Source organism: Enterobacter sp. KBR-315C3_2022 (assembly GCF_041399425.1).
In the GTDB taxonomy this organism is placed as follows: domain Bacteria; phylum Pseudomonadota; class Gammaproteobacteria; order Enterobacterales; family Enterobacteriaceae; genus Enterobacter.
The window spans coordinates 142,346-169,322 of the sequence record NZ_JBGKEB010000010.1; the positions used below are offsets into that span (position 1 = coordinate 142,346).

A 26,977-nucleotide genomic window follows, 5' to 3' on the forward strand; every position below is an offset into this window, starting at 1 on the left:
CGTCAGAGCGTAAGGCTTACGCGTCACCGAAACGACGACGAGCGGTGCCTTCTTCGCGACGTGGACCACGGTTTTCACGGCGTTCGCCGGAGAAACGACGACCTTCACCACCGCGACCTTCGCTACGACCGCCTTCACGACGCTCGCCACCGAAGCTGCGGCCGCCGCCACGACGTTCGCCACCGCGGTCAGGACGCGGCTGCGCATCGCCCAACAGCTGCATGTTCATCGGCTTGTTCAGGATGCGGGTGCGGGTAAAGTGCTGCAGAACCTCGCCCGGCATGCCTTTTGGCAGCTCGATGGTTGAGTGGGATGCGAACAGCTTGATGTTACCGATGTAACGGCTGCTGATGTCGCCTTCGTTAGCGATCGCGCCAACGATATGACGCACTTCAACGCCATCATCACGACCCACTTCAATGCGGTACAGTTCCATATCGCCAGCGTCACGACGCTCGCGACGTGGACGGTCTTCACCACCACGCTCTGGACGGTCACCGCGCGGGCCACGATCGTTACGGTCGCCACGACGTTCGAAACGATCGTCACGGTCACGGAACTCACGCTTAGGACGCATCGGCGCATCTGGTGGCACGATCAGGCTACGTTCGCCCTGGGCCATTTTCAGCAGTGCTGCGGCCAGGGTTTCCATGTCCAGCTCTTCGCCTTCAGCGGTTGGCTGAATCTGCGACAGCAGCGCACGGTACTGATCCAGATCGCTGCTTTCCAGCTGCTGCTGTACTTTCGCGGCGAATTTCTCCAGACGGCGTTTGCCCAGCAGCTCTGCGTTTGGCAGCTCAGCTTCTGGAATGGTCAGCTTCATGGTGCGTTCGATGTTACGCAGCAGACGACGCTCGCGGTTCTCAACGAACAGCAGCGCACGACCCGCACGGCCCGCACGACCGGTACGACCGATACGGTGAACGTAAGACTCGGAATCCATTGGGATGTCGTAGTTCACAACCAGGCTGATACGCTCAACGTCCAGACCACGTGCTGCCACGTCGGTTGCAATCAGGATATCCAGACGACCGTCTTTCAGACGCTCCAGAGTCTGCTCGCGCAGGGCCTGGTTCATGTCGCCGTTCAGCGCGGCGCTGTTGTAGCCGCTACGCTCCAGGGCTTCAGCCACTTCCAGCGTCGCGTTTTTGGTACGAACGAAGATAATCGCCGCATCAAAATCTTCCGCTTCCAGGAAACGTACCAGCGCTTCGTTTTTGCGCATGCCGTACACGGACCAGTAGCTCTGGCTGATGTCAGGACGCGTGGTCACGCTTGACTGAATGCGCACTTCCTGCGGCTCTTTCATGAAGCGGCGGGTAATGCGACGAATCGCTTCTGGCATGGTGGCAGAGAACAGAGCGGTTTGATGACCTTCCGGGATCTGCGCCATGATGGTTTCGACGTCTTCGATGAAGCCCATACGCAGCATTTCGTCTGCTTCATCCAGTACCAGACCGCTCAGCTTAGAGAGATCCAGAGTACCGCGCTTCAGGTGATCCAGCAGACGACCCGGCGTACCGACGACGATCTGTGGGCCCTGACGCAGGGCGCGTAACTGCACGTCATAACGCTGGCCGCCATAAAGGGCTACCACGTTTACGCCGCGCATATGTTTAGAAAATTCCGTCATTGCTTCAGCAACCTGAACAGCCAGTTCACGGGTTGGAGCCAGGACGAGGATCTGCGGTGCGCGCAGGTCCGGATCGATGTTATTCAGCAGCGGCAGCGAGAACGCCGCAGTTTTACCGCTACCAGTCTGGGCCATGCCCAGCACGTCACGACCAGAAAGCAGGTGTGGGATACACTCAGCCTGGATCGGAGATGGTTTTTCGTAACCCAGATCGTTAAGGGCTTCAAGGATAGGAGCCTTCAGGCCCAGATCTGCAAAAGTGGTTTCGAATTCAGCCATGTAGTACAAGTGCCTCGATATTAATGGCGGCCAGTCTACTTAGCTCATCGTGAAAATGATTAGCAATTTTCATTGAAAAGTGTGAACCGGCTCAAAGTAGGTGTATTGACGAACAACAACGCCCTCACCAGTTAAGGTGATGGCAATCAAAAGATTACGGGCTGATGTTTATGTCGTCAGCTATTGCTGGTCCGATTCTGCCAGGTCGTCTTGCTCCTGGCCCAAGAGCGATAATTCCAACAATGCATAACGGTGCTCAACGAAGTTGTGTACGTTGTTAGCAACCGCTAATTTGAACAGTGCCGTGGCGCTGTCCATATCCCCCAGACTTAGGTAGTACTTACCTAAATAGAAGTTGGTTTCACTGAGATGCTCAGCGAGCGAGGTGTTATCCGTTGCGTCCGCCTTGAGGCGCTCCATTAGCGTTGCTTCGCTAATGTTCCCCAGGTAGAACTCGACAATGTTCCATCCCCACTGTTCCTTGTCCGATTTGTCGAAGCGCTGTTTCAGTGCCTCTTTTGCCTGCTTCTCATTGAGCTTCTGCTCAACGATGTAAAGCCACAGGCTGCGGAAAGGATCGTTAGGATCGTCATGATAAAACGCCAGCAGATCATCTTGCGCTAACTTATCACGACCGCCGTAGTACAATGCGATACCGCGATTCAAGTGCGCGTAGTTGTAAGTTGGATCAAGCTCAAGTACAGAATCAAACGCTTCATAGGCAGCATCAAAATTGCCTGCCTGCGTTAAATAAATGCCTAAGTAATTGAATACTTCAGGCATATCAGGTCGGATTGCCAGCGCTTGTGAAAAATCATTCCGCGCTAATGCCCTCAGACCGAGACTATCATACAACACTCCGCGCTCATATAAAAGCTGTGCGCGTTCGTCATCGGTTAAAGCCCGACTGGCAAGAATTTGTTCCATGCGTGCCAGAATCACTTCCTGCTGTAGCGTCGGTTGCAATGGCACTGCGAGGACTTCGCTCTTACGCCAGGCAGAGTTGCTGCATCCTGCCAGCGTTAAAGCTGTCGCAACGAAACACCAGCGCAAAAAAGGCTTCATTTCCCACTCCCGAAGACAACTGTTGGATGAACGTCCTGTCCCCCGGCGGCTTAACAAGGCGTCCTGCCTGATAATAGTCCCTCCGCCGAAGCGGAGGGCAAATGGCAACTTACTCGCCCTGCTGTTCTGCGGCCGGTGCTTCTGGCGCAGCAGCTGGCTGAGTCTGCTCGGTTGCTTCTTTGATGCTCAGACGGATACGGCCCTGGCGGTCAACTTCCAGAACTTTAACCGGAACTTCCTGACCCATCTGCAGGTAATCGGTCACTTTCTCAACGCGCTTATCAGCGATTTGAGAGATGTGTACCAGACCTTCTTTACCGCCACCGATGGCAACGAACGCGCCAAAGTCAACGATACGGGTCACTTTACCATTGTAGATACGGCCCACTTCGATTTCTGCGGTGATTTCTTCGATGCGACGGATTGCGTATTTCGCTTTCTCGCCGTCGGTCGCTGCGATCTTCACAGTGCCGTCATCTTCGATTTCGATGGTGGTGCCGGTTTCTTCGGTCAGCGCACGGATCACAGAACCACCCTTACCGATAACATCTTTGATCTTGTCCGGGCTGATCTTGATGGTGTGGATACGTGGAGCGAACTGAGAAATGTCGCCACGCGGCGCGTTAATCGCCTGTTCCATCACGCCCAGGATGTGCAGACGTGCACCTTTAGCCTGGTTCAGCGCAACCTGCATGATCTCTTTGGTGATACCTTCAATTTTGATATCCATCTGCAGCGCAGAGATACCGTCGCGGGAACCCGCTACTTTGAAGTCCATATCGCCCAGGTGATCTTCGTCGCCCAGGATGTCAGACAGAACAACGAAGTTGTCGCCTTCTTTCACCAGACCCATCGCGATACCCGCAACGGCTGCTTTGATTGGCACGCCAGCGTCCATCAGAGCCAGAGAAGCGCCGCACACGGAAGCCATTGAGGAAGAACCGTTGGATTCGGTGATTTCAGACACCACACGTACGGTGTACGGGAATTTGTCAGCTTCCGGCATTACGGCCAGCACGCCGCGCTTCGCCAAACGACCGTGACCAATTTCACGACGCTTCGGCGAGCCAACCATACCGGTTTCGCCTACGGAGTACGGAGGGAAGTTGTAGTGGAACAGGAAGCTGTCGGTGCGCTCGCCCATCAGTTCGTCGATGTTCTGTGCGTCACGTGCGGTACCCAGAGTCGCGGTAACCAGCGCCTGCGTTTCACCACGGGTGAACAGCGCAGAACCGTGAGTACGCGGCAGTACGCCAGTACGCACGTCCAGACCACGGATCATGTCTTTCTCGCGGCCATCGATACGCGGCTCGCCGGACAATACGCGGCTACGAACAACGTTTTTCTCGATAGCGTGCAGGATTTCGCCAATCTCGTTAGCGTCCAGCGCTTCATCTTCAGCAACCAGAGTCGCGGTAACGTCAGACTTGATCGCGTCAACCTGAGCGTAGCGCTCCTGTTTGTCGGTGATGCGGTACGCATCGCTCAGACGAGATTCAGCCAGTGCAGCAACGCGTGCGTTCAGCGCGTCGTTTACCGCTTCAGGCTGCCAGTCCCAGCGTGGTTTACCGGCTTCTTTCACCAGGTCGTTAATGTTCTGAATAACGATCTGCTGCTGGTCGTGACCGAATACAACGGCGCCCAGCATCTGGTCTTCGCTCAGCAGTTCCGCTTCGGATTCAACCATCAGCACAGCTGCTTCAGTACCGGCAACCACCAGGTCCAGCTTACTTTCTTTCAGCTCTTCCTGAGTTGGGTTCAGCACGTACTGGTCATTGATGTAACCTACGCGCGCCGCACCGATTGGGCCATTGAATGGGATACCAGACAGTGACAGAGCAGCAGACGCACCGATCATCGCCACGATGTCCGGGTTAACCTGTGGGTTAACGGAAACAACAGTTGCGATAACCTGCACTTCGTTTACGAAGCCTTCCGGGAACAGCGGACGAACCGGGCGGTCAATCAGACGCGCGATCAGGGTTTCGCCTTCGCTTGGACGGCCTTCACGACGGAAGAAGCCACCCGGGATTTTACCGGCAGCGTAGGTACGCTCCTGGTAGTTAACGGTCAGAGGGAAGAAGTCCTGACCTGGTTTTGCTTTTTTCTGGCCAACAACGGTCACGAATACCGCGGTGTCATCCATGCTTACCATAACGGCAGCAGTCGCCTGACGCGCCATCATGCCGGTTTCCAGTGTGACGGTATGTTGACCATACTGGAATTTACGAACGATCGGATTCAGCAAAATTCTGTCCTTTCTTAAATGAATGACAGCACACCACCGGTGTGCTGACGATTTAACCCGATCTTCTTCGCATCCTCGCGACTAATGACAACCAACACCCCCCTGGGTGAAGCCTCTCATTAGCCGCGCGAACCTCTGCAATGAAGATCATTTATAGCAACAATACAATAGTTTCCATTGAATTGCTGCCGTCTGGTTGAAAAAAGGGGCCATCAGGCCCCCTTTTCTGAAACTCGCAAAACTTAGCGACGCAGACCCAGACGCTCGATCAGCGCGGTGTAGCGCGCAACATCTTTACGCTTCAGGTAGTCGAGCAGTTTACGACGCTGGGAAACCATGCGCAGCAGACCACGACGGCTGTGGTGATCTTTTTTGTGCTCAGAGAAGTGACCCTGCAGGTGGTTAATCTGTGCAGTCAGCAGAGCAACCTGAACATCGGTAGAACCGGTGTCGTTTGCGTCACGACCAAACTCAGAAACGATTTTAGCTGTAGCTTCAGTACTTAGAGACATTTTAAAACTCCAAAGTAAAAAGAATGAAGGGATGCCGATCTCTAATTCAGCATTCCCAATGTGCACGCCCCGTCGATTGTTAAACAATTTTCGGAACGTTAAGCGGCGATATTCTACTCGTCTCCCCTGCTTACCGCAAGGTGAGCCGTTAAGCAGGATACTCCACCACCAGACGACGCGGAGCCACGCGGCCCTCGCCATCCATTTCGCCCATCCCGATGAACTTACCGTCCTCACCTTCGGTGACGCGTACGAGGCCGTTTTGCGGCGCATCGGCGGTGCGAACCGGATTTCCGTTTTTAAAGTAAACGGACGAGGTTAAAGGAAGATTAACGATCGGAAAGTCCGCTGCCGGACTGTCCATCGGCATGAGTAAAGGGTCCAGCAGATCGGCAGGGGCGATCCCCTGCTCTTCGGCCTGTTCAACCAGCGCACGAAGCTGCTCCAGCGTGACCATACGCTCAACCGGATATTTGCTGACGGCCAGGCGGCGCAGGTAAATCACGTGCGCGCCGCAGCCCAGCTTTTCGCCCAGGTCATCGATGATGGTGCGAATGTAGGTTCCTTTTGAGCAGTGAACCTCCAGTTCGAGCTCATCACCTTCGTGGCGAATGAAGAGCAGCTCATACACGGTAATCGGGCGCGCTTCGCGCGGCACCTCGATTCCCTGGCGCGCATATTCGTAAAGCTTCTTGCCCTGGTATTTGAGCGCCGAATACATGGACGGCACCTGCTGCGTGTCGCCACGGAAGCTTTCCAGCGCGGCGTCGAGCTGTTCCGCGCTGAAGGTCACCGGGCGCTCCTCGACCACCTGACCGTCCGCATCGGACGTATCCGTGCGCTGGCCAAGCTTCGCGATAACGCGGTAGCGCTTATCGGAGTCGAGCAAATACTGGGAAAACTTCGTCGCTTCACCCAGGCAGACGGGCAGCATGCCCGTCGCCAGCGGATCCAGCGCGCCGGTGTGTCCCGCGCGGTTGGCGTTGTAAATGCGCTTCACTTTTTGCAGCACGTCGTTGCTGGATGCGCCCTGGGGTTTATCCAGCAGCAGCACGCCGTGCACGTCGCGACCGCGACGACGAGGACGACTCATTAGTCCTCCTTGCTGTCGTCCGCTGGGTTAACACGACGCTCATCGTCATGTTTCACCACGCTGGTCACCAGGTTGGACATACGCATACCTTCAACCAGCGAGTTGTCGTAGAAGAAGGTCAGTTCCGGCACGATGCGCAGGCGCATCGCTTTGCCGAGCAGAGAGCGGATAAATCCGGAGGCTTCCTGCAGGGCTTTGATGCCGTTTTTAACGGCTTCTTCGTCTTTATCGTTCAGGAACGTCACGAATACCTTGGCATAGGCCAGGTCGCGGGACATTTCCACGCCGGATACCGTGGTCATCATGCCGACGCGTGGGTCTTTGATTTCGCGCTGCAGGATGAGCGCGATTTCTTTTTGCATCTCTTGCGCCACGCGCTGCGGGCGACCAAATTCTTTCGCCATAATAAATTCTCCAGACAAAAAAGGGGCTAAAGGCCCCTTTTGAAATAATTGCCGGGTGGCGCTTCGCTAACCCGGCCCACAATGTGGATTAATCGATGCTGCGTTGAATCTCGATGATTTCGAATACTTCGATCATATCGCCAACGCGAACGTCGTTGTAGTTCTTCACGCCGATACCACATTCCATGCCGTTACGGACTTCGTTAACGTCATCTTTGAAGCGGCGCAGGGATTCCAGCTCGCCTTCGTAGATAACCACGTTGTCGCGCAGTACGCGGATTGGGTTGTGACGCTTGATGTTGCCTTCGGTAACCATACAGCCGGCAATCGCACCAAATTTCGGTGATTTGAACACGTCACGTACTTCAGCCAGACCGATGATCTGCTGTTTCAGTTCCGGAGACAGCATGCCGCTCATCGCTGCTTTCACTTCGTCGATCAGGTTATAGATGACGGAGTAGTAACGCAGATCCAGGCTTTCCGCTTCGATCACGCGGCGAGCAGAAGCATCAGCACGCACGTTGAAGCCAACCAGAATCGCGTTGGACGCTGCGGCCAGGGTTGCGTCGGTTTCGGTGATACCACCTACGCCGGAACCGATGATCTTCACTTTCACTTCGTCCGTAGACAGCTTCAGCAAGGAGTCGGAGATCGCTTCCACAGAACCCTGAACGTCAGCTTTCAGCACGATGTTCACTTCGTGAACTTCGCCTTCAGCCATGTTCGCAAACATGTTCTCAAGCTTGGATTTCTGCTGACGAGCCAGTTTAACTTCACGGAATTTGCCCTGACGGTACAGTGCAACTTCACGCGCTTTCTTCTCGTCACGCACAACGGTCACTTCATCACCGGCAGCCGGAACGCCGGACAGGCCCAGGATTTCCACCGGAATGGATGGACCCGCTTCCAGCACTTCCTGACCCAGTTCGTTACGCATCGCACGCACGCGGCCGTATTCGAAGCCACACAGAACGATATCGCCTTTGTTCAGCGTACCTTCACGAACCAGTACGGTTGCAACCGGACCACGACCTTTATCAAGGAAGGATTCGATGACCGCTCCGCTCGCCATACCTTTACGAACCGCTTTCAGCTCCAGAACTTCAGCCTGCAGCAGGATGGCGTTCAGAAGGTCGTCAATACCGGTACCTGCTTTTGCAGACACAGGGATGAACTGCGCTTCACCGCCCCACTCTTCCGGCATAACGCCGTACTGGGACAGTTCATTTTTAACGCGATCCAGATCGGCTTCTGGCTTATCAATTTTGTTGACTGCAACAACCAGAGGCACCTGCGCCGCTTTCGCGTGCTGGATAGCTTCAATGGTCTGCGGCATCACGCCGTCGTCTGCTGCAACAACCAGTACAACGATATCCGTTGCCTGAGCACCACGAGCACGCATGGAGGTAAACGCGGCGTGGCCCGGGGTATCCAGGAAGGTGATCATACCGTTGTCGGTTTCGACGTGGTATGCACCGATGTGCTGGGTAATACCACCCGCTTCGCCGGACGCCACTTTCGTAGAACGAATGTAGTCGAGCAGAGACGTTTTACCGTGGTCAACGTGACCCATGATGGTCACAACCGGTGCGCGCGGTTCAGCCGCTGCGCCAGTGTCACGGTCGCTCATTACCGCTTCTTCCAGCTCGTTTTCACGACGCAGGATAACTTTGTGGCCCATCTCTTCGGCAACCAGCTGTGCGGTTTCCTGGTCGATGACCTGGTTGATGGTGGCCATTGCGCCCAGTTTCATCATCGCTTTGATGACCTGAGAGCCTTTAACCGCCATCTTGTTCGCTAAGTCGCCAACGGTGATGGTTTCGCCAATCACAACGTCGCGGTTAACGGCCTGCGCAGGCTTCTGGAAGCCCTGCTGCAGAGCGGAACCTTTACGCTTACCGCCTTTGCCACCGCGAACGGCCGCACGTGCTTCTTCACGGTCAGCTTTAGATTCAGCGTGCTTGTTGCCTTTTTTCGCTGGACGCGCAGCTTTCGTGCTGCGAGTACGGCCACGGCCGCCTTCAACTTCACGGTCGTTGTCGTCTTCAGCCTGACGGGCGTGCTGAGAAGTGGTCACGTGATAATCGCTGTTGTCTTCAGTCGGCTCAGCGGTATTCACGCCATTCTTCTCGTTTTCTTCTGCCATACGGCGCGCTTCTTCAGCAACGCGACGCGCTTCTTCTTCAAGCTTGCGGCGTGCTTCTTCTTCCGCTTTACGCTTAAGCTCGGCAGCTTCATTTTCACGGCGGGCTTTTTCAGCCTGGGCGGTTTTTGTCATTTCGTCGGTCTGTTGATTGCTCACTTTGTCTTTTTCCGCAGCGTCACGCTTCGCCTTATCACCGGCATCGCGTTTCGCTTTTTCTGCGGCCTCACGTTCAGCTTTTAATTCTGCTTCACGTTTGGCAGTGGCTTCTGCCTCACGCTGAGCTTGTTCTTCCGCTTCACGCTGTGCCTGCTCTTCCGCGGCAAGGCGTTCTGCCTCTTGCGGATCACGTTTTACAAAGGTGCGTGTCTTGCGGACTTCAATTTGTACCGACTTACTTTTTCCACCGGTACCCGGAATATTTAACGTGCTGCGCGTTTTGCGCTGCAGCGTTAACTTGTCAGGCGTAGAACCGTGTTCGCGGTTCAGGTGCGCTAACAAGGTTTGTTTTTCTTGCGCGGTCACCGAGTCTTCAGCGGACTTCGGGATCCCTGCATCAGCAAATTGCTGTACCAGGCGGTCCACGGAGGTCTGAATCTCAGCAGCCAGCGATTTTACAGTTACATCAGTCATGCTGTTCCTTCCTGCTACAGTTTATTACGCTTCGTCGCCGAACCAGCAAATATTACGTGCGGCCATGATGAGCTCGCCGGCTTTCTCGTCGGTTAAACCTTCGATATCAGCCAGGTCATCAACGCCTTGCTCAGCGAGATCTTCCAGCGTACAAACACCACGGGCAGCCAGCTTGAACGCAATCGCACGATCAAGACCTTCCAGATTCAGCAGGTCATCAGCCGGCTTGTTATCGCCAAGGCTTTCTTCCTGAGCCAGTGCCAGGATGGTCAGTGCGTTTTTAGCGCGTTCACGCAGGGCTTCAACGGTTGGCTCATCCAGACCGTCAATTTCCAGCAGCTCTTTCATTGGCACGTAGGCCAGTTCTTCCAGCGTAGAGAAACCTTCTTCAACCAGAACGGTGGCGAAATCTTCGTCAATGTCCAGGTATTTAGTGAAGGTATCGATCGCAGCATGGGCCTCAGCCTGGTGCTTAGCCTGCAGGTCATCAACGGTCATAACGTTGAGTTCCCAGCCGCTCAGCTGTGACGCCAGACGTACGTTCTGACCGTTACGGCCGATTGCCTGCGCCAGGTTACCCGCTTCAACGGCGATATCCATGGTGTGCTTGTCTTCGTCAACAACGATAGACGCCACATCCGCTGGAGCCATTGCGTTAATCACGAACTGCGCTGGGTTATCGTCCCACAGAACGATATCAATACGCTCGCCGCCCAGCTCGGTAGAAACCGCCTGAACGCGCGCACCGCGCATACCGACGCAAGCACCGACCGGGTCGATACGCTTGTCGTTGGTTTTCACCGCGATTTTCGCACGAGATCCCGGATCGCGCGCAGCCGCTTTGATTTCGATAACTTCTTCGCCGATTTCCGGTACTTCGATACGGAACAGCTCAATCAGCATTTCGGGTTTAGCACGGGTAACGAACAGCTGTGCACCGCGCGCTTCAGGGCGAACGGCATACAGAACGCCGCGAATACGGTCGCCTGGGCGGAAGTTTTCACGCGGCAGCATATCTTCACGCTGAATCACCGCTTCAGCGCTTCCCGGCATCCCTTCGGATTTCAGTTCCAGAGAGATATTGTCGCGGTTCACTTTTTTCACCACGCCGGTGACGATTTCGCCTTCCTGATCGCGGAACTGGTCAACAACCAGCGCACGCTCGGCTTCACGCACTTTCTGCACGATAACCTGTTTCGCGGTCTGCGTGGTGATACGGTCGAAGGTGACAGATTCAATCTGATCTTCAACGTACTCGCCAACGTTCAGGCTTTCGTCTTCGTAACGCGCCGCTTCCAGCGTGATCTCTTTGGTCGGCTGGGTCACTTCTTCTACAATAACCCAACGACGAAATGTATCGAAGTCACCGCTTTTACGATCGATTTCTACGCGAACATCGATCTCTTGCTCGTATTTTTTCTTGGTTGCTGTAGCCAGTGCACTTTCCAGCGCTTCGAAAATCTTCTCACGCGGCAGTGATTTCTCGTTGGAGACGGCTTCAACAACAGCCAAAATTTCTTTGTTCATCGCGGGCTTTTCACCTCAATCCAGACTGTTAAAAGTGGGGAACCAGGTTCGCCTTCTGGATATTACTCAGCGCGAACACTTCATCTTTGCCTTCGACTGTTACCGTGATCATTTCACCATCAACGGCTTTGATAATTCCCTGCCATTTACGGCGGTTCTGTACGGCCATACGCAGAACGAGAGCCACTTCTTCACCGGTAAAGCGCACGTAGTGCTCGGCCGTGAACATCGGACGATCGAGGCCAGGTGAGGAAACTTCCAGGTTGTACGCAACGGTAATTGGGTCTTCAACATCAAGAACCGCACCCACCTGGTGGCTAACATCAGCACAATCATCAACATTGATGCCATCTTCACTATCAATATAGATGCGCAGCGTCGATGTACGGCCGCGAACAAATTCGATGCCGACCAGTTCGTAGCCCAGTGCTTCGACTGGTGCAGTAATCATCTCTGTTAATTTTTGCTCTAATGTGGACAAGCCCACCCCCAAGACATAAAAAAAGGGCGTAAAGCCCAGTTATTCTGTAGTCAGATAACAAAAAACCCCGATAAATCGGGGCTTTAGATAACTGAACCCTATAGCCACAACTGTGGCCTGGAGCACTCTCCGAAAGCGTTTTTTCAAATCCAGCTACGAAGGCTCGACGTCTTCACAGTATATTTGAAAAAGAACTTAATGGGAAAGTGGTTGCGGGGGCCGGATTTGAACCGACGACCTTCGGGTTATGAGCCCGACGAGCTACCAGGCTGCTCCACCCCGCGCCTGAAACGTGGCAAATTCTACGCGTTTTGGACAGAATTTGCAAATAATGCTGGGATTTGGTACCGAAGACGGGACGTTAAATCGGCGTTCAGTATATTGATAGTGACCCCTCTCTGTCAACCCAACTTCTGGGAGAGGAAACAGAGGGAAATTTTTACAAAAAACGCACGAGTCTCTTTCGGTCGTCGATAAAAGATGATTAAATGAATACTCACTTATTTTGCATAAACATGCATCGAGAGCGAAAGCGGTCTCTTATCAGTCAATCAAGCAGGGTTTTAATTTATGACGACGATTCTCAAGCATCTCCCGGTTGGACAACGTATTGGCATCGCTTTTTCCGGCGGCCTGGATACCAGCGCTGCACTGCTGTGGATGCGCCAGAAGGGAGCGGTTCCTTATGCATATACTGCGAACCTGGGTCAGCCTGACGAGGAAGATTATGACGCCATTCCTCGTCGTGCCATGGAGTATGGCGCAGAGAACGCGCGCTTGATTGATTGCCGTAAACAGCTGGTTGCCGAAGGCATTGCGGCTATTCAGTGCGGTGCTTTCCATAACACCACCGGCGGACTGACCTATTTCAACACCACGCCGCTGGGCCGTGCGGTAACGGGCACCATGCTGGTTGCGGCAATGAAGGAAGACGGCGTGAATATCTGGGGCGATGGCAGCACCTATAAAGGCAACGATATTGAACGCTTCTATCGTTACGGCCTGCTGACCAACGCCGAGCTGCAAATTTACAAGCCGTGGCTGGATACTGACTTCATCGACGAGCTGGGTGGCCGTCATGAGATGTCTGAATTTATGATCGCCTGCGGCTTCGACTACAAGATGTCGGTCGAGAAAGCTTACTCTACGGACTCCAACATGCTGGGTGCGACGCACGAGGCAAAAGACCTTGAATTCCTCAACTCCAGCGTGAAGATCGTCAACCCGATCATGGGCGTGAAGTTCTGGGACGAAAACGTCAAAATCCAGGCAGAAGAAGTCACCGTGCGCTTCGAGCGCGGTCATCCGGTTGCGCTGAACGGCAAAACCTTCGCTGACGACGTTGAGCTGATGCTGGAAGCAAACCGCATTGGCGGCCGCCACGGTCTGGGCATGAGCGACCAGATTGAAAACCGTATTATTGAGGCGAAAAGCCGCGGCATCTACGAAGCCCCGGGGATGGCGCTGCTGCACATTGCCTACGAGCGTCTGCTGACCGGTATTCACAACGAAGATACCATTGAGCAGTATCACTCCCACGGCCGCCAGCTGGGCAAGCTGCTGTATCAGGGCCGCTGGTTCGATCCTCAGGCGCTGATGCTGCGTGATGCGCTGCAGCGCTGGGTGGCAAGCGCGATTACCGGTGAAGTGACGCTGGAGCTGCGTCGCGGTAACGACTATTCGATTCTGAACACCGTCTCTGACAACCTGACCTACAAAGCAGAGCGTCTGACGATGGAGAAAGGTGACTCCGTATTTTCTCCGGACGATCGTATTGGCCAGCTGACCATGCGTAACCTGGACATCACCGATACCCGCGAGAAGCTGTTCAACTACGTTGAAAATGGCCTGCTTTCAGCAAGCGCCGGTAACGGCCTGCCGCAGGTAGAAAACCTGGAACATAGCGATAAGAAGTAATCGCTATTCAGAAATGCAGAAGGCACCCTTAGGGTGCCTTTTTTATGGCCTTCACAGGCCCGTTAAGCGAAGCGCGATCGGGCAAAACGGCGGGTGGCGCTGCGCTTACCCGCCCTACACAACCACCCCGTAAAATACAGACGAAAAAAAAGACGTCTTTCGACGTCTTTCTTCTGGAATATTGGTACCGAGGATGGGACTCGAACCCACAAGCCCGTTAGGGCACTACCACCTCAAGGTAGCGTGTCTACCAATTCCACCACCTCGGTACTGAATACTTAGTGCGGGATATCGCTGGTCGGCTTAGCCGGTGCAGCTGGCTGAGTCTGCTCAGTTTTCGCTGGCGCGCTCAGATTTTCCCACTCGCTTCCTTTGCTGGTCTTGTTGCTGTTGATATTGCCAAGCACCAGGCTGATGATGAAGAACAGCGTAGCCAGAATCGCCGTTGTGCGGGTCATGAAGTTCGCAGAACCACTTGAACCAAACAGCGTACCGGAAGCGCCTGCTCCGAAAGAGGCTCCCATATCAGCACCTTTACCTTGCTGCAGCATGATCAGCGCTACGAGAGCGATGGCTACAATAAGGAAAATAACTAAAAGAGCTTCGTACATAATCAACCTGTTCCTTGCGGATTTGCCGCATACCAATGCTTCGACCAATTAGCAGGATTTCGTGTTTCCCACTGAAGCGGGTGTGAATACTAACCAAAGCGAATGACCTTCGCAAGGGTATTTTACACCGACTTTATCAACTGAGGAAAAAAACAGCAAAAGCAGTTTCTTACGAACAAAAAATCAGCATAACAATGAGTAACGCTTACTTCGCGCTCGCCTTCGCGACCTCAGATTCAATCTTGCGCAGCTTATATTTGCCGAACTTGCTCACAATCCGCCACGCACCTTCTTCCGTTTCAATAATCTCTTGCGGACTGTACATCTCCATTTTGCGTCCAATACGCACGCCAACCTGGAGTGTTTTGCCCTCACCAATAATGATTGAAATCTTCGGCGTCATATCAATGGGCTCAGGAGCCGGGGCCGGAGCTGGCGTCTCTACCTCACTCGCGGGCGCAGAAAGTTCATCGGCAGATATAACAGATGAACGCTGCTCAAAGTCAATCGTCATAGGATCGATCATCTGATGGTTATGGCTGACCTCCAGATGTAAATGTGGCCCGTTTGTGCGCCCGGTATTCCCGGAGAGCCCTAAAACGTTCCCTTTCTGCAAATAGTGATTTTTGGCGGTGAGCAACTGGTTCAAATGAAGATAACGGCTGCTCCAGCCATCGGCATGCCGAACCGTCACATAAAAACCGGTTACGGGACCGTATCCCGTCTCCACCACCACACCGTCGGCAATCGCCATCACCTCACTATTAAGCGCTGCACGGAAATCCGTTCCTTCATGACGCATAAAGGAATGAATAACCGGGTGATAGCGCAAGCCATAAGGCGATGTGACAACCTTGTCAGTGGTCAGCGGGAAGAGAAAATTTTCGGATGTCGATTTCTTGCTGAACAGCGGACGCCACACGGGCGGCTCGGCGCTCGAGGTCGGGATGGTGGCATTCATCACGCTAAATACGCTGCTGCCGGCCTCGCCGTCTTCTGCCTGATTGACCTTATCTTCTTCCGTTGGCGCGGAGGATCCATCCTCTATCTTCACGCCACCCGATGCTTCATCAGCATGTTTAGCCTCCTTTAAAAGTGAGGCCGCGCTAAAGGGCTGAGTTTGCTCCAGTGCTGCCGAAAGACGAAGGGAAGACGCTGCGTGGTTATCCCAAAATGACTGGTACTCCGCCACCCCGGTAACGTCAATGCCTCGCGCCGCGTTTGCACAGTCGTTTGTCGGAACGCGTTGAGGCAGCCCCGCCCGAACGAGCAATTCATCAGACTTAAAGGTACGCGTTAAGGCCCGAAAGTGTGGAAATTCACATTCGGCCTGAATGGGATAAATGGGGTGCAGCGTAAGGAGCGCCCCTGAGAAAAGAAGGAAAGACATTAATTAAGCACCTCCATGTGCATAATCACAACCGCAGTAATGGCAATCGCAGGACCAAAAGGAATGTACCCGGCATCATCGCCGTTGTTCTGTCGCGAGCGTAGCGATCGCAGCAGGAAGAAGAGAGCCCCTAACGCAGCAGAGCCGAGCATAAGGTGCGCTATATAGTCACTGCCAACCCACGTCGCGCAGGCAGCAAAAAGCTTGACGTCCCCATTTCCAAATCCTTCACGGCCGACAATCCACGCGTATCCCTGCGCCATCAGCCACGTGAAGCCCCAGATAAATGCGGCGCCGATTACGCTATCGCGCGGTGAAACGGGTATGACATTGCGCACTGAGGCGATCAGCCCGGCCCAGAGCAGTAAAAACACCAGGCTGTCGGGCAGCAAGAATGTTTTTATATCAATCATGGCAAGCGTATAGAGCAGGCTCAGAAAGAGCGCCATAAACGCGATCTGCACCAGGCTGTAATGTGGATAGTAAGCAAAGACTAACCCATAGAAAGCGATACCGATTAACGCTTCACTCAGCGGATACTGAAGCGGTATTGAACAATGACAGCTGCGGCATTTGCCGCGCAGCAATAACCAGCTCAGCACCGGAACGTTGTCCCACGGCTTTATAGCATGGTTGCAGACCGGGCAATGCGAAGGTGGCCACCACAGATTAACGTCGGGAAGCGATGATTTTTCATTTTCATCTTCCAGTTCGCGCATCAACATCACTGGCAAACGGTAAATGACTACGTTTAAAAAGCTGCCAATCAGCAACCCTAACATCAGGGCAAGCCAGGGGTAATACGGGGCAAAAAACGCTTCCATGCGCATTTAAGTTATCCTTTACATGAATCCGGGACAGAATCAAGCTGCTGCTGAGTGTAGGTCTCCATTGCAACGGTAGGGACATGAATCCCCGCGCCAATCCCCGTCAACTCGACCATAACACCGGAAGTTAAGGAGGGATCAAATAGGTCTGGCATATTGACACTACTCAGATAAGAGTCAGGCAGTGAGGAGCCCCATTCTTTTAGTGCTAATTGGCTACCCCTGCCCGCCGCGCGATATTCAAAATAGATCGGCTCAACCAAACGCACATCATCCAAAGTCCTACTACCGGAGATCGCGTAATATTCTATACGGAGCAATTTAACTTTACGCGCAGGTAAATAGACATTAGACCAATACCCATCCGTGTCTGGGGTTAATTTGGCCACGTGGACATCTTCATTTGGAAACTCAGCAACCAGCTCATTATATTTGGTTGCCCCACGGTTGACACTACCGTCACCGTTTGGCGCACAAGCGGATGCCCCTTGACAAAACGCTTCCGTTCCCGGAATCGCGACAAGAGGAGACGTAATCCATGTGGATGTCCCATCAGGCGCATGGTAAAGTTCCTTGTATTTCGCTAAGTTCTCAACAGTATTATCGTCAATCCATATGATATTGACCTTAAAAGTCACGCCCTTGAACTTTCCGTGTGTAACTCTTAATGGAAAGAACGTTCCCCAAAGCGGGCAATTTTTATTGCTCGCACTACTGAATCCATAGGTTCCTGCAGCTAAGGTATTCCCTACAGGAAAAAGCATGCCGGCAGAAATGAGCACAGCACCTATTGTTGAAATCAATTTACGCATTCTTTATGAACCCGTCATTTTCGATAATGTATCCATCAGCGCAAACAGGGAAACGAACACCCAGATTACGCAACCGCCCAGCGTTACCGTCGCCAGGTTCTTCAACAGCGCCGCCAGCTTTTTAATATATTCCTGGATACGCTCCCTGGCGCGATTGGAAACCGCGAGCAAAACCTCATTAAATGACGGCAGTTCGGCATATAGGCTGATATTCAGTAATTCTTCCGTGCCCATCAATCCGGACGAAAGCGCCTTGCTGTAGTGCATCCCTTGCGCCATGTTGTCGATCATCACGTCCAGGTGCCAGCGTAACCATCGGTTCGCATTCAGGCGAATAATCGCCAATGAATCAGTCAACGGTATGTTGTTACTTAACATCAATGATAAGTTGTTAAGAAATATTGACGACGCCAGCTGACGATAGGTAGAAAACGGTAAAATCCTATCCAGTACTTTATTTCTCAACGGACCGTTCAGGTTTGCCATGCCTATTTTGATGGCGATAACCAGCAGAATGAATCCAATTAATATTTTCACCCAGAGGCCATGGTAAAGCGCGGTGCCAAAATTGTATAAATTCTGCGTCACTCCCGGCCATTTATCTACCGGCACAACGGAGGCAAACGCCGGGAACACTTTCATTGCGTAGCCGGCAATAACCACCAATGAGATAGAGATCATAATTAATGGGAACATAAGTGCCCCCGTAATCTTCTTACGTATCTCATCGTTATATTCAATAACGGATACCAGCGTCATGAAACCATCGGCGAGGCTACCACTCTTCTCAGCCGCCGTAATCACGCTCAGCTCGGTACTGGGAACCATGCCTGAAAAAACGGCGGAAACGGATGTTTCCTGCTTCATTTTCATCAGTACGCCAGCCAGCTTATCGCTGAACGATTTTCCTAACAACGGACGCCCCTCCTGCTGCAGCTTTTGAAGGGAGTCGAATAGCGGAAGCCCGGCTTTAACCATGTCTGCGCAAAACTGGTAAATATAAATGCGCTGTTTCTTAGCGAATTTTTTCAACGATCGTCTCCAGATCTTCCTGAGCCAGTTCGCCAAACTCCATGGCGAACCATCGGGCATCAATGCGCCCTTTTAATACGTGCGCCATGACTTTTTCCCGGATCTCGAAACCTTCCGTAAGCCCTGGCGCGGCCTTTCGTTTTTTACGCCATAGCGTAAACGTGCTCAACCATTCCTGCCGGGAGATAGTTGCCATCTCCTCATACGTAGGCAGGAAATACTCCATGACCAGCTGACGGCCCTTGATGCCGCTTTGCTTGCACTGCGGGCAACCGTTTTCCCCGGCGGTGTAAACCGTAAATTCCCGGCCCGAAATGGTGCGAGTCTCTAGCTCCGTTTTGCAATGTTCACACAGCACGGGCACCAGTTTCTGGCACTGCAAGCCTGCAATAAAGCCAGGCGTCGAAAGCTTGTCGCTTCCAATTCCAAGCGCAGACATACGCTGCAGCAGGGAGACAATGTTTCCCGCGTGAACGGTGGTAAAGCAGTAGTGGCCACTCTCAACAGCACCGGCCAGCGCGTTCGCAGAGACCGAGTCACGGATCTCACCCACCATCAGTACGTCCGGATCTCGACGCAGCGCTGATTTAATCGCCGCGTGAAAACCCCCGTTTTCAACGCCGACAACCGAGCTCTGCTTCGCCCCGTAGATTTGATATTCAACGGGGTCCTCAACGGTAAGGAAGCAGCCACGATCGTCGTAGCGGTTAATCTGCAGCCATTCCATCAGGTTTTTGAGGGTTGTCGACTTACCCGAGCCCGTTGTACCGGCAATAACATAGGCCCCATAGGGGTTACTTAATATTTTTTTGAGATCGTTAATCTCTTCTTCCGATATGTTTAGCTTATCAAGCGAGCCAACGTTGTTTTTCTGTAGCCCTGACGGAATAATCCTCAGTACCGCATGGTAGCAATCAGGCGTTTCGCCAAAGATCGGGAAATGCGCATAGCGAAAACGGAAAGATCGATTATCAAGCGTATAGAGAATGTTCGCGTTTTGGGGAATAGCACGGTTCCACGTTGTATCTCGCGTTGTAGCCTCTACGTTATACAGAACAAAGACAAGCTCATCACACAGCTGAGATTTGATTTGCATAAACGGCATTAATACACCGTTCACGCGAGCTTCCAGCAGGGCTAAAACATCGTTGCGGGTTATATGGAGGTCGCTCGCCCCCATATTAACCGCACGAAGTAGAATGCTTGCCAGCCGTTTCTGCGTATCGGTGATATCAATATCCTTGCTGGCATTTTTCAGCTCCTGCAGTGATATCAACTCAACGACCTGGAAATACTCATCCTCAGAAACTCGCGCGAAACCTACAACCTGGCGTTTGTACTGAGTTCTCAGGCGCTCAACATTGATACGCAGCTCAAAAAGTCGATCAATTGACAAATCCGTGACCAGCAGATAATCCTGCAGATCGCGGGAAGCCGTTATACCGATACCCTCGAACTCCTGATATTCCCATCCGTCCGTAAAAAGGTCATCTGGTGATATCTGGACAAACGCTAAACTCACTTTGCGGCACCCTCAACGCATAAAACTGACTTACGATCCGCGCCCAGCTTGAAGTGATATCCATCAACTTCAAAGACTTCGCCCGGCGTGACGTACATGAGATGCTCGCCAGCGACGACAGCAACCCGAGACAAGCCGCCAATCTGGCTATCTAACACTACGCGCGGGGCTGGCATTGATTTTTGAGCAGGCTGCGCGGTTTCACCCGACTTCGGTGCCACAGGCTGAGCGGCGGCCACGGGTTTATTTTTACCTTCGCCACGCAGTTTGCGAATTTCACTGCGCATTTTCTCCATCTCAAGCTCGTTCTTTAATTCGCGACGGGCTTTCTCATAGCTGTAGTCCTGCTCGACCATCTCTTTAATATGGGTTTGCATATCAGCTGCATCAGATACCGGTTTGATCTCAGGCTGCGTTGAAGCAAGCGAGAGATTATCAATAACCTTAGATACAGAAGTTTGAGAATTAGGCTGATCCGGAGAAGGCATAGCCGTTGTCGGTGCGGCTAAAGCCATACCAACGCATAATGGAATTAAGCAACCCGCTACCGTTAATTTTAACCTTTGCATACCAGTCCTCCAGAAACCTTTATTCCATTTTTCAGTGTTTCAATTTTATTAACTAAAAACGCATCTTTATAAGCCTGCTTATACAGCAGGGTTTGTAAATTTAGCTCATTCATCATATCAAGAACATGTGATGAACTGGATTGCGTTGTCATTTCCCAACTTCCGGATAGCATATCGTAGCGCTTGACACTACCCACCAGCGTCTTTTCAAGATCGGCGACTTTTGAATTCGGCGCGCTCTTAATAACCAACATCTCATCGGTATTTTTTGAACTTCCACCTTTTCCTCTTTTAACCAGAGAGTTATAGGTGTTTACATAGCTCATAATATCATTGCATGAATAAAGGCCCAGATCTTTACTTCCAGACTTATATGCAGCAAGGATTTTGCTTCCAGTCATTTTGGAATCGAGGTTGGAATACTCCAGGTCATATTTCTCATTTTTTCCTTTTTTAGCAATCGGTACGGACGCCTTGTAAGGCTTGTCCCAAAAAATGAGCTCCGGCTGAGTCAGAAGTGCATCTTTGTCAAGTTTCAAATTCAGATTGCATTTTTTGTTATCACAGCTAAAGCTTCGAGATTCAAGACTCATCAGCGAATCAATAGGGTAAATACCCTTTCGAATTTCGCCTAACACCGCGATCGCTTTATCAAAATCCGCTCCAGATAAGGATTTTGCATAGTAGTCCTTAACCGAAGCGATATTGCTTTGCCTCTCCTGAATTTCTCTCTGCTTTTGTTCAGCCTGCTGATCGGCAGGAATTTTAACAAAGTAATACCAGCCACCGCCGCCGCCCGCAGCACACAGCACGATAAGAACAAGTGCAATGATGATGATATTTAATGCACCACCGCCGCCATTCTTATTTTTCCAGAAATAAACATTTTCTAGCATAGGTTATCCTGCTACCCAAAAATGAAGCGCTAAGGCCAGCACCATTAACAATATGATGCCCCCTATAAAGATACTGCTAATAAAGAAACGTCGACGACGCTTCAGGAAGACCTGTCGCGCCTTGCATCTCTCAATTACCGCGTCAATTTGCAACTCTGTTAATGGCGTAACTTCCAGGTTGGCATAGGTATTACCGTGATTTATCAACTCGCTAAATAACATACGGTCAACAAAGCAATCCGTTCCGCCAACAATACGACCATTACTAACAATCAGAAGATAGGTTGAATTATCATCTTCATGTGCAAAATAGATCCCATCGCCATAGAGTTCTTTAACATAAATGGCAAAAGGCTCATATAGGGTTGAAATCTTACTGCTGTATCCTGTTGCAGCCTTGCCATCGCCATCCCGATATTGAAGCTTTCGGTTTCCCTTTATCATCCCGCGGAATAGGGCCTGCGTTGCAGGCTCCAGCTCCGTAAGATTGGCAGGTTCCCAATATAGTTCTGTCAGAATGTTATTGCTTTTTAGCACTTCGTTCATTGTTCCTCCGGTCATTAGCGGGAGGTCAATGGCTGACGATAATAGTCAATCCCTACGGCCATAACTACTGTGGCAGTGTCATTACTATCCTTGCTCTCAGCGCCTAATACCTGGAAGCCAAGTCCACCTTTCTCTTCTTTCACATCGTATTTAGCCACAATAAGCAAATCGCCAGGCATAATGATCGAGGAGTTGAAAGATTCCGTCGTGCTTACATTAGGTAATTGCACATCATCAAACGTTTCAATAGATTCCAGATAGCGCTTCGTGAAGCCGCTTACAACTTCAATTCGGCCATCTGACAGCACGCGCGGCGTAAGAATAAAGCTCGTACCGGTGACCATCTCAGACGTTTCGACAGCAATACTCACTTCACCATTGTCATCCGTGGTACGTGTACGACTGGAAACATAATATTGTGATTTCGTCATGTTCAGCGGTACCGGCATGTTATTACGCGTAATAAATGAACCGCTTTGAAGCGAACGACTACCCGTTAACTGATAAAGAGCATCTAAACCACCGTTGATATCTAAGTGGCTATTTTTCCATCCGGCAGATACGCCACCGCTTAGTGAACTCAGCATGCTGGACGTCAGCGTTGTGGTATTGTGCGCATCTGAAAACTTCAGATCGATTCCACCGCCGATTTCTTTCAATTTAGTTTTATCCAGCGTGAAGATTTTATACGTCACGATAAACTGGCGGCTGTTGTCCGCTTTATATCGGTCCAGCGCCTGGCTCAGCGCTTCGTACTCTGACGGACGCGCGTTGACCATCAGTACTGCGCTGTCTTTAAACAAGTTATAGTTGCCGGATGAAACGTAGTTTTTCGCCATATCTTCGACGTCATCCCAGAAGGAGGACTCAAACTTCGTTTCAGATTTTCCGGTCAGGCCGCCGCCCGACGTTGCTTCGTTTCCGGACAGATCGAGCGTGGTTTCTGATTTGTTATTCTCTCCATAGAAATCAAGCTTGATGGCGTAGGATTCAAATACATTCACCTTGAGCACGCTGTTATCATCCAGCTTTGGGCTTACATCATAGAGCGCAGCGATGTAGGTCATGAACTCTTCGAACGTACCATCAAACTTGACTGAATGTGGAATATCCCAATCTTCCGCACCTTTGGCTGCCCCCGCCGCCCCTAAAGGCGTGGTGTTGATGCGATAGCTGACGCCGGTCTGTGCAGATACCGCTTCAAGAATTGTGGCCAGTGTCGTCGGCTCGTAGGAGGCGATTTTCACATGCTTTTCCATAATTCGCTGCTGCTCAATGCTGTATTTGACCTGTTTACCCAAAAAGGCGCCATCGTACTTAATGTACGGTTTAGTCTTGGCAGACTCCTGCGATGTCACCGTCGGCATTTGTTCTTTCAAGGCATTTTCGGCGTCATATTTTTTGTCAAAATCGCTGACACAGCCCTGTAAAATGAACGTGACGAGAAGAACTCCTGCTTTAATTTTCATTGGTATATCCATTACATTTCATCGATCACAATGACGCGATTTTTTTGATAGTTTTTCACTACCAGACCATAATTTTCGGCAAAGAAGAGCTCTCCTAGCGCCTGGAAGATCTCATCATCGGAATTGCCATTAATCGTTATAGCGCTATATACAACAAAATCTTTCTTACTGTTCCAGAACAGTTTGTAGCCGCTACCGTTTACCCAGCTTTTAATACTTTCGCTGAGCAGTTGATTCTCATGAATCACCAAAGGTTTCACATTACTTTTTGCAATCATATCTGTCGTTGGCGCAAAAGGATTAACCCCACTTGTTTTCGTCGGGTTTGCCACACCGTTAGGCTGAGTAACGGGTGTATTATTCATTACCGCTAATGCATCAACTGACATCAATAAAACCATGCCACCCAAACCATAACGCCAGTATCTTACCATTCCATCAACCATACTAAACTCCATGTACTTTACTTATTGATACACATAGCTATCTAATAAATCCGCAGGGGTTCCGCTTTGAGGAACAGTGCTGCACCACCTCGTCACCGTATATGCAATACCTCTTGGATTGATAATGTTTTTACCTTCTCCAGTGTCCGGATCAAACATTCCCATTGTTGCGCTCATAATCCAGATATACTTGCTATTTTCATACCTCAAATGCTCTGCGGCATTACGTGACGCTGATGATTGTCCATGGTCTAAATTTTGTTCTGCAAAATTAATCTGGACCGTCACCCCGCCCAATTGTCCAACATGAATATTGTTACTCAACAATGTACGAGTAGTACTCGGATCATCAGTCAGGATCGACTCATTTAACTTATAAGCAGACACCGATGAAATGGCCGCGCTGAGTCTCGGGAAAAGATAGCGCTTAATTTCAATTTTTTTAACTTCACCATCACCGTCTGTAATAGGCTCACCTTTACTATCTCGCAGTACAATACTCTGCTTGACCATTGGGCATGTTTGTACCGGAAAACGAATGCCGTACATTTCAGTACCCACTTTCCCATCATCATATTCTGGATGATAATCATCTGTCGCTGGGTCCATATCTCTAAAATGGTTAGCCACATAGTCCACAACCGGCGGAGTAACCAATTCGTACGCATCCCATGTTGTCCAGAGATAGCTTGTAGTGAACTCCTCATGTGAGTCTGTCTTATTGGGATCGTTTGCCTGAGCTATCATATTTTGGTCGTCAATAGCCAACTCACCGGTAAAAGTTAGCGAGTTATCATTGGGATCGACATAAGTTATGCGTTCTGGCGAATCGACTGAAGGATACAGCGAACCATTCCAACGCTTAAAGAGATAGACACGGCGAGACGTATTTTCCATCACCACGTTACTCGCCATCGTCCCCAATTTCTGCGATGCCGGATCGTCTTTATCGGCCATGTTCAGCGCGACAACTTTGTCCTCTCCGTGATCCCCGATACCCTCATTGTTTTCAAGACACATCGTCACTTTTGATTCGTTGGCATTCCAGCAAAGACTGGCACCACCACCGGAACCACCGCTGCCATTCGGATCGTTATCGCTCATGTTAAATGAGAAGCGTACGCCGAACTGATCTGAAGCATAATTGTTCAACGTCCCAATATTGTTGGCGACATCAGCAAATTCTACCGGTGAATTAACATCATTCTTGTGCATAACGACCTGCCAGTTAGCCGATGAACTGGCCCGATGCACTACAACCGCGCTGGAGATTGCCAGGCGGGCATTGGCTAGCGCCCTACTTAGCGAAGGATAATACTCGGCAAACGTTAAATTTTCTTTTTTAGTATCGCTTTTAAACGCAACAATAATATCAAGGCGATTTACAGCAAATTTATCCGTTGTGCTGGAGCTTCCACCGCTCGTCGAGCTGTCGTCAGGGGCATAAAAACCGACCCGGTTAATTTTGGCATTATTGTTTTTTGCCACATTGCTGAGCTGACAGGGCAGATATCCCTTGCCAAACTCATACTCTGACTTCAGCGCGGACTTGCATGATTTGCTTATAAAATTAAAGCGCTGTTGGTTGACGGGGTCATTCCCATCGCCCCAAAGATAATAATTAGACGTGTTCCCCGTATCTTTATCATTAGGTTTGTTCTCAATACGACGATGATACGCATTATATTTACTATCACTCAAATACAGCGGGTTGCCATCTTCGGTTGCATCAGCGTCCAGCGTAAATGCAACTATTCCTTTCATTTCCTGAACTAATGCTGAAGAAACATTTTCGCGAGCAGTACGGTCGGCTTCCTTTCTGGCGTACACCGCGTAGAAAGTCAAGACAACACCCGTAATTGCCAGAACTATTATCATTTCCAGTAGCGTAAAACCGGAATCCTTGCGCGGCCTAATCATATTCATTCCAGTGACAAAACATAATATCCGCCCCTAATGGGACGGATATAGAGATACAATAAAAATTAACGGCTACCTAACACGATAACGTTGTCAGTACCTTCGTTTTTACAAGTTCCAACAATAGATGTAGCGTTCAGGTTGTTTGTAGTCAGAGTTTTCAGAACGTCCTTACCTGATCCACTGGTCAGGTCGGTAGGCAGGCCAGTTACTTGAGTACCTGTTTTGCCAGAAACAACTTGTACGTAATCCCATTTGTCGCCAATCTGAGAGATAAAGTTACGGCAGGTTTCAGAATCCACGCCGTTAACCAGCACGTAGAACGCTTTATTACCGCTCGCGGAAGGAGAACTCAGTACGCCACCGATCTGGAATGGATCATTAGAGAAGCTGTTGAATGCCTCGTCTTTAGATACTTTACCCATCGCGACCAGCATCTCAATTGCGCCACTGGTGCTTGATGCGGTAGCACCGATATCAGTTTTGGTTTTGCCATAGGCGGACTGATCTTTTGGATATTCACCCGCATCTTTATATGCTTCTTCCATAGCAGTACGTACGGAGTTGGTATAGTTGATGGTGTCAGTAATATCCTGAGAAGTGAACGCACGCTGAGCCAGAATTACAACGCCCGCTGCAATAACACCGATGATGCCCAGTACGATGATGATTTCAAGCAGGGTTACACCACGCTGCTTTTTCATTTCTTTGAATTTGGCCACCTTGCGAGCGACATTTCCCTTTAAATCTAAAGTCATAGTACTCATCTTTTTTTCCTTAAAAATAATTATTGTGGGAACACATTCACCACAGGCCGAGAGTATATAGATGAGATTTATATTCAGACAATAGCAATCCGAAACCCCTAAATGAATTAGGAATTTGTTCATATATAAAAATGAGTTAATCAGGGAAATGTATCCATATAATGAATGGCATTAAATCCCAGCTTTATTCATAGCAAAAATGAAAGCCATGATGAAAATCTGCTGTAGTATATAT

The 26,977-nt window shown here is 50.9% G+C and carries 24 protein-coding genes and 2 tRNA genes; 1 reads left to right on the forward strand and 25 read right to left on the reverse strand.

Features of this window, described 5'->3' with window-relative positions; all coding sequences use genetic code 11:
- Positions 1 to 16 precede the first annotated feature (16 nt).
- The 11 genes from AB8804_RS12935 to AB8804_RS12985 form a co-directional block, all read right to left on the reverse strand.
- Positions 17 to 1,912, reverse strand: coding sequence for a DEAD/DEAH family ATP-dependent RNA helicase (locus AB8804_RS12935; RefSeq protein ID WP_371186710.1), 1,896 nt, complete (start codon positions 1,910 to 1,912; stop codon positions 17 to 19).
- Positions 1,905 to 1,985 carry a protein YrbN gene (gene yrbN / locus AB8804_RS12940; RefSeq protein WP_097397692.1) on the reverse strand — a complete coding sequence of 27 codons (81 nt, stop codon included), beginning with the start codon at positions 1,983 to 1,985 and terminating at the stop codon, positions 1,905 to 1,907. The genes AB8804_RS12935 and yrbN overlap by 8 nt, the downstream gene beginning before the upstream one ends.
- Positions 1,986 to 2,092: 107 nt before the next feature.
- Positions 2,093 to 2,977: a lipoprotein NlpI gene (gene nlpI / locus AB8804_RS12945; protein WP_371186712.1), complete on the reverse strand. Its 885-nt coding sequence runs from the start codon at positions 2,975 to 2,977 to the stop codon at positions 2,093 to 2,095.
- Between the two features lie 109 nt (positions 2,978 to 3,086).
- On the reverse strand, positions 3,087 to 5,225 hold the full coding sequence (pnp, locus tag AB8804_RS12950) for a polyribonucleotide nucleotidyltransferase (RefSeq protein WP_371186714.1): 2,139 nt from the start codon (positions 5,223 to 5,225) through the stop codon (positions 3,087 to 3,089).
- 242 nt (positions 5,226 to 5,467) lie between these two features.
- Entirely contained in the window at positions 5,468 to 5,737 is a 270-nt protein-coding gene (gene rpsO, locus AB8804_RS12955) for a 30S ribosomal protein S15 (RefSeq protein WP_096755535.1), read from the reverse strand.
- Between the two features lie 148 nt (positions 5,738 to 5,885).
- Positions 5,886 to 6,830: a tRNA pseudouridine(55) synthase TruB gene (gene truB / locus AB8804_RS12960; RefSeq protein WP_371186716.1), complete on the reverse strand. Its 945-nt coding sequence runs from the start codon at positions 6,828 to 6,830 to the stop codon at positions 5,886 to 5,888.
- Positions 6,830 to 7,234, reverse strand: a complete 405-nt coding sequence (gene rbfA / locus AB8804_RS12965) for a 30S ribosome-binding factor RbfA (protein ID WP_112010885.1) — start codon at positions 7,232 to 7,234, stop codon at positions 6,830 to 6,832. Before rbfA ends, truB begins: the two co-directional genes overlap by 1 nt.
- Positions 7,235 to 7,322: 88 nt before the next feature.
- On the reverse strand, positions 7,323 to 10,010 hold the full coding sequence (infB, locus tag AB8804_RS12970; RefSeq protein WP_371186718.1) for a translation initiation factor IF-2: 2,688 nt from the start codon (positions 10,008 to 10,010) through the stop codon (positions 7,323 to 7,325).
- Between the two features lie 24 nt (positions 10,011 to 10,034).
- A complete protein-coding gene (gene nusA, locus AB8804_RS12975) occupies positions 10,035 to 11,537 on the reverse strand; it encodes a transcription termination factor NusA (RefSeq protein WP_371186720.1) in 1,503 nt (500 codons plus the stop codon).
- 28 nt (positions 11,538 to 11,565) lie between these two features.
- Positions 11,566 to 12,018: a ribosome maturation factor RimP gene (gene rimP / locus AB8804_RS12980; RefSeq protein WP_371186722.1), complete on the reverse strand. Its 453-nt coding sequence runs from the start codon at positions 12,016 to 12,018 to the stop codon at positions 11,566 to 11,568.
- 207 nt (positions 12,019 to 12,225) lie between these two features.
- Positions 12,226 to 12,302, reverse strand: a tRNA-Met gene (locus AB8804_RS12985).
- A 286-nt stretch (positions 12,303 to 12,588) separates the two neighbouring features.
- On the opposite strand from AB8804_RS12985, the gene argG reads away from it, so the two are divergent.
- The gene (gene argG, locus AB8804_RS12990) at positions 12,589 to 13,935 is read left to right on the forward strand and encodes an argininosuccinate synthase (RefSeq protein WP_371186724.1); all 1,347 of its coding nucleotides are present in this window, start codon (positions 12,589 to 12,591) and stop codon (positions 13,933 to 13,935) included.
- A 182-nt stretch (positions 13,936 to 14,117) separates the two neighbouring features.
- On the opposite strand, the gene AB8804_RS12995 is transcribed toward argG, so the two are convergent.
- The 14 genes from AB8804_RS12995 to AB8804_RS13060 all read right to left on the reverse strand — a co-directional run bounded on the left by AB8804_RS12995 (position 14,118) and on the right by AB8804_RS13060 (position 26,742).
- Positions 14,118 to 14,204 (reverse strand) — tRNA-Leu (locus tag AB8804_RS12995).
- A gap of 9 nt (positions 14,205 to 14,213) precedes the next feature.
- Positions 14,214 to 14,546: a preprotein translocase subunit SecG gene (secG, locus tag AB8804_RS13000; RefSeq protein WP_023333590.1), complete on the reverse strand. Its 333-nt coding sequence runs from the start codon at positions 14,544 to 14,546 to the stop codon at positions 14,214 to 14,216.
- Positions 14,547 to 14,751: 205 nt separating this feature from the next.
- On the reverse strand, positions 14,752 to 15,936 hold the full coding sequence (locus AB8804_RS13005) for a M23 family metallopeptidase (protein WP_371186727.1): 1,185 nt from the start codon (positions 15,934 to 15,936) through the stop codon (positions 14,752 to 14,754).
- A complete protein-coding gene (locus AB8804_RS13010) occupies positions 15,936 to 16,766 on the reverse strand; it encodes an A24 family peptidase (protein WP_371186729.1) in 831 nt (276 codons plus the stop codon). Before AB8804_RS13010 ends, AB8804_RS13005 begins: the two co-directional genes overlap by 1 nt.
- A gap of 5 nt (positions 16,767 to 16,771) precedes the next feature.
- Positions 16,772 to 17,575 carry a hypothetical protein gene (locus AB8804_RS13015; RefSeq protein WP_371186731.1) on the reverse strand — a complete coding sequence of 268 codons (804 nt, stop codon included), beginning with the start codon at positions 17,573 to 17,575 and terminating at the stop codon, positions 16,772 to 16,774.
- Between the two features lie 3 nt (positions 17,576 to 17,578).
- Complete coding sequence (locus AB8804_RS13020; RefSeq protein WP_371186733.1) at positions 17,579 to 18,607, reverse strand: type II secretion system F family protein; 1,029 nt, start codon at positions 18,605 to 18,607, stop codon at positions 17,579 to 17,581.
- On the reverse strand, positions 18,591 to 20,129 hold the full coding sequence (locus tag AB8804_RS13025; protein WP_371186736.1) for an ATPase, T2SS/T4P/T4SS family: 1,539 nt from the start codon (positions 20,127 to 20,129) through the stop codon (positions 18,591 to 18,593). Before AB8804_RS13025 ends, AB8804_RS13020 begins: the two co-directional genes overlap by 17 nt.
- Positions 20,126 to 20,698, reverse strand: a complete 573-nt coding sequence (locus tag AB8804_RS13030; RefSeq protein WP_371186738.1) for a hypothetical protein — start codon at positions 20,696 to 20,698, stop codon at positions 20,126 to 20,128. Before AB8804_RS13030 ends, AB8804_RS13025 begins: the two co-directional genes overlap by 4 nt.
- Positions 20,686 to 21,594, reverse strand: a complete 909-nt coding sequence (locus tag AB8804_RS13035; protein WP_371186740.1) for a hypothetical protein — start codon at positions 21,592 to 21,594, stop codon at positions 20,686 to 20,688. The genes AB8804_RS13030 and AB8804_RS13035 overlap by 13 nt, the downstream gene beginning before the upstream one ends.
- Positions 21,595 to 21,597: 3 nt before the next feature.
- Complete coding sequence (locus tag AB8804_RS13040; RefSeq protein ID WP_371186742.1) at positions 21,598 to 22,140, reverse strand: pilus assembly protein; 543 nt, start codon at positions 22,138 to 22,140, stop codon at positions 21,598 to 21,600.
- 14 nt (positions 22,141 to 22,154) lie between these two features.
- On the reverse strand, positions 22,155 to 23,609 hold the full coding sequence (locus AB8804_RS13045) for a type II and III secretion system protein (protein WP_371186744.1): 1,455 nt from the start codon (positions 23,607 to 23,609) through the stop codon (positions 22,155 to 22,157).
- A gap of 11 nt (positions 23,610 to 23,620) precedes the next feature.
- Entirely contained in the window at positions 23,621 to 24,055 is a 435-nt protein-coding gene (locus AB8804_RS13050; RefSeq protein ID WP_371186746.1) for a TcpQ domain-containing protein, read from the reverse strand.
- Positions 24,056 to 24,076: 21 nt separating this feature from the next.
- Complete coding sequence (locus AB8804_RS13055; protein WP_371186748.1) at positions 24,077 to 25,975, reverse strand: type II secretion system protein; 1,899 nt, start codon at positions 25,973 to 25,975, stop codon at positions 24,077 to 24,079.
- A gap of 65 nt (positions 25,976 to 26,040) precedes the next feature.
- Complete coding sequence (locus tag AB8804_RS13060; protein WP_371186750.1) at positions 26,041 to 26,742, reverse strand: type IV pilus major pilin; 702 nt, start codon at positions 26,740 to 26,742, stop codon at positions 26,041 to 26,043.
- Positions 26,743 to 26,977: the final 235 nt, after the last annotated feature.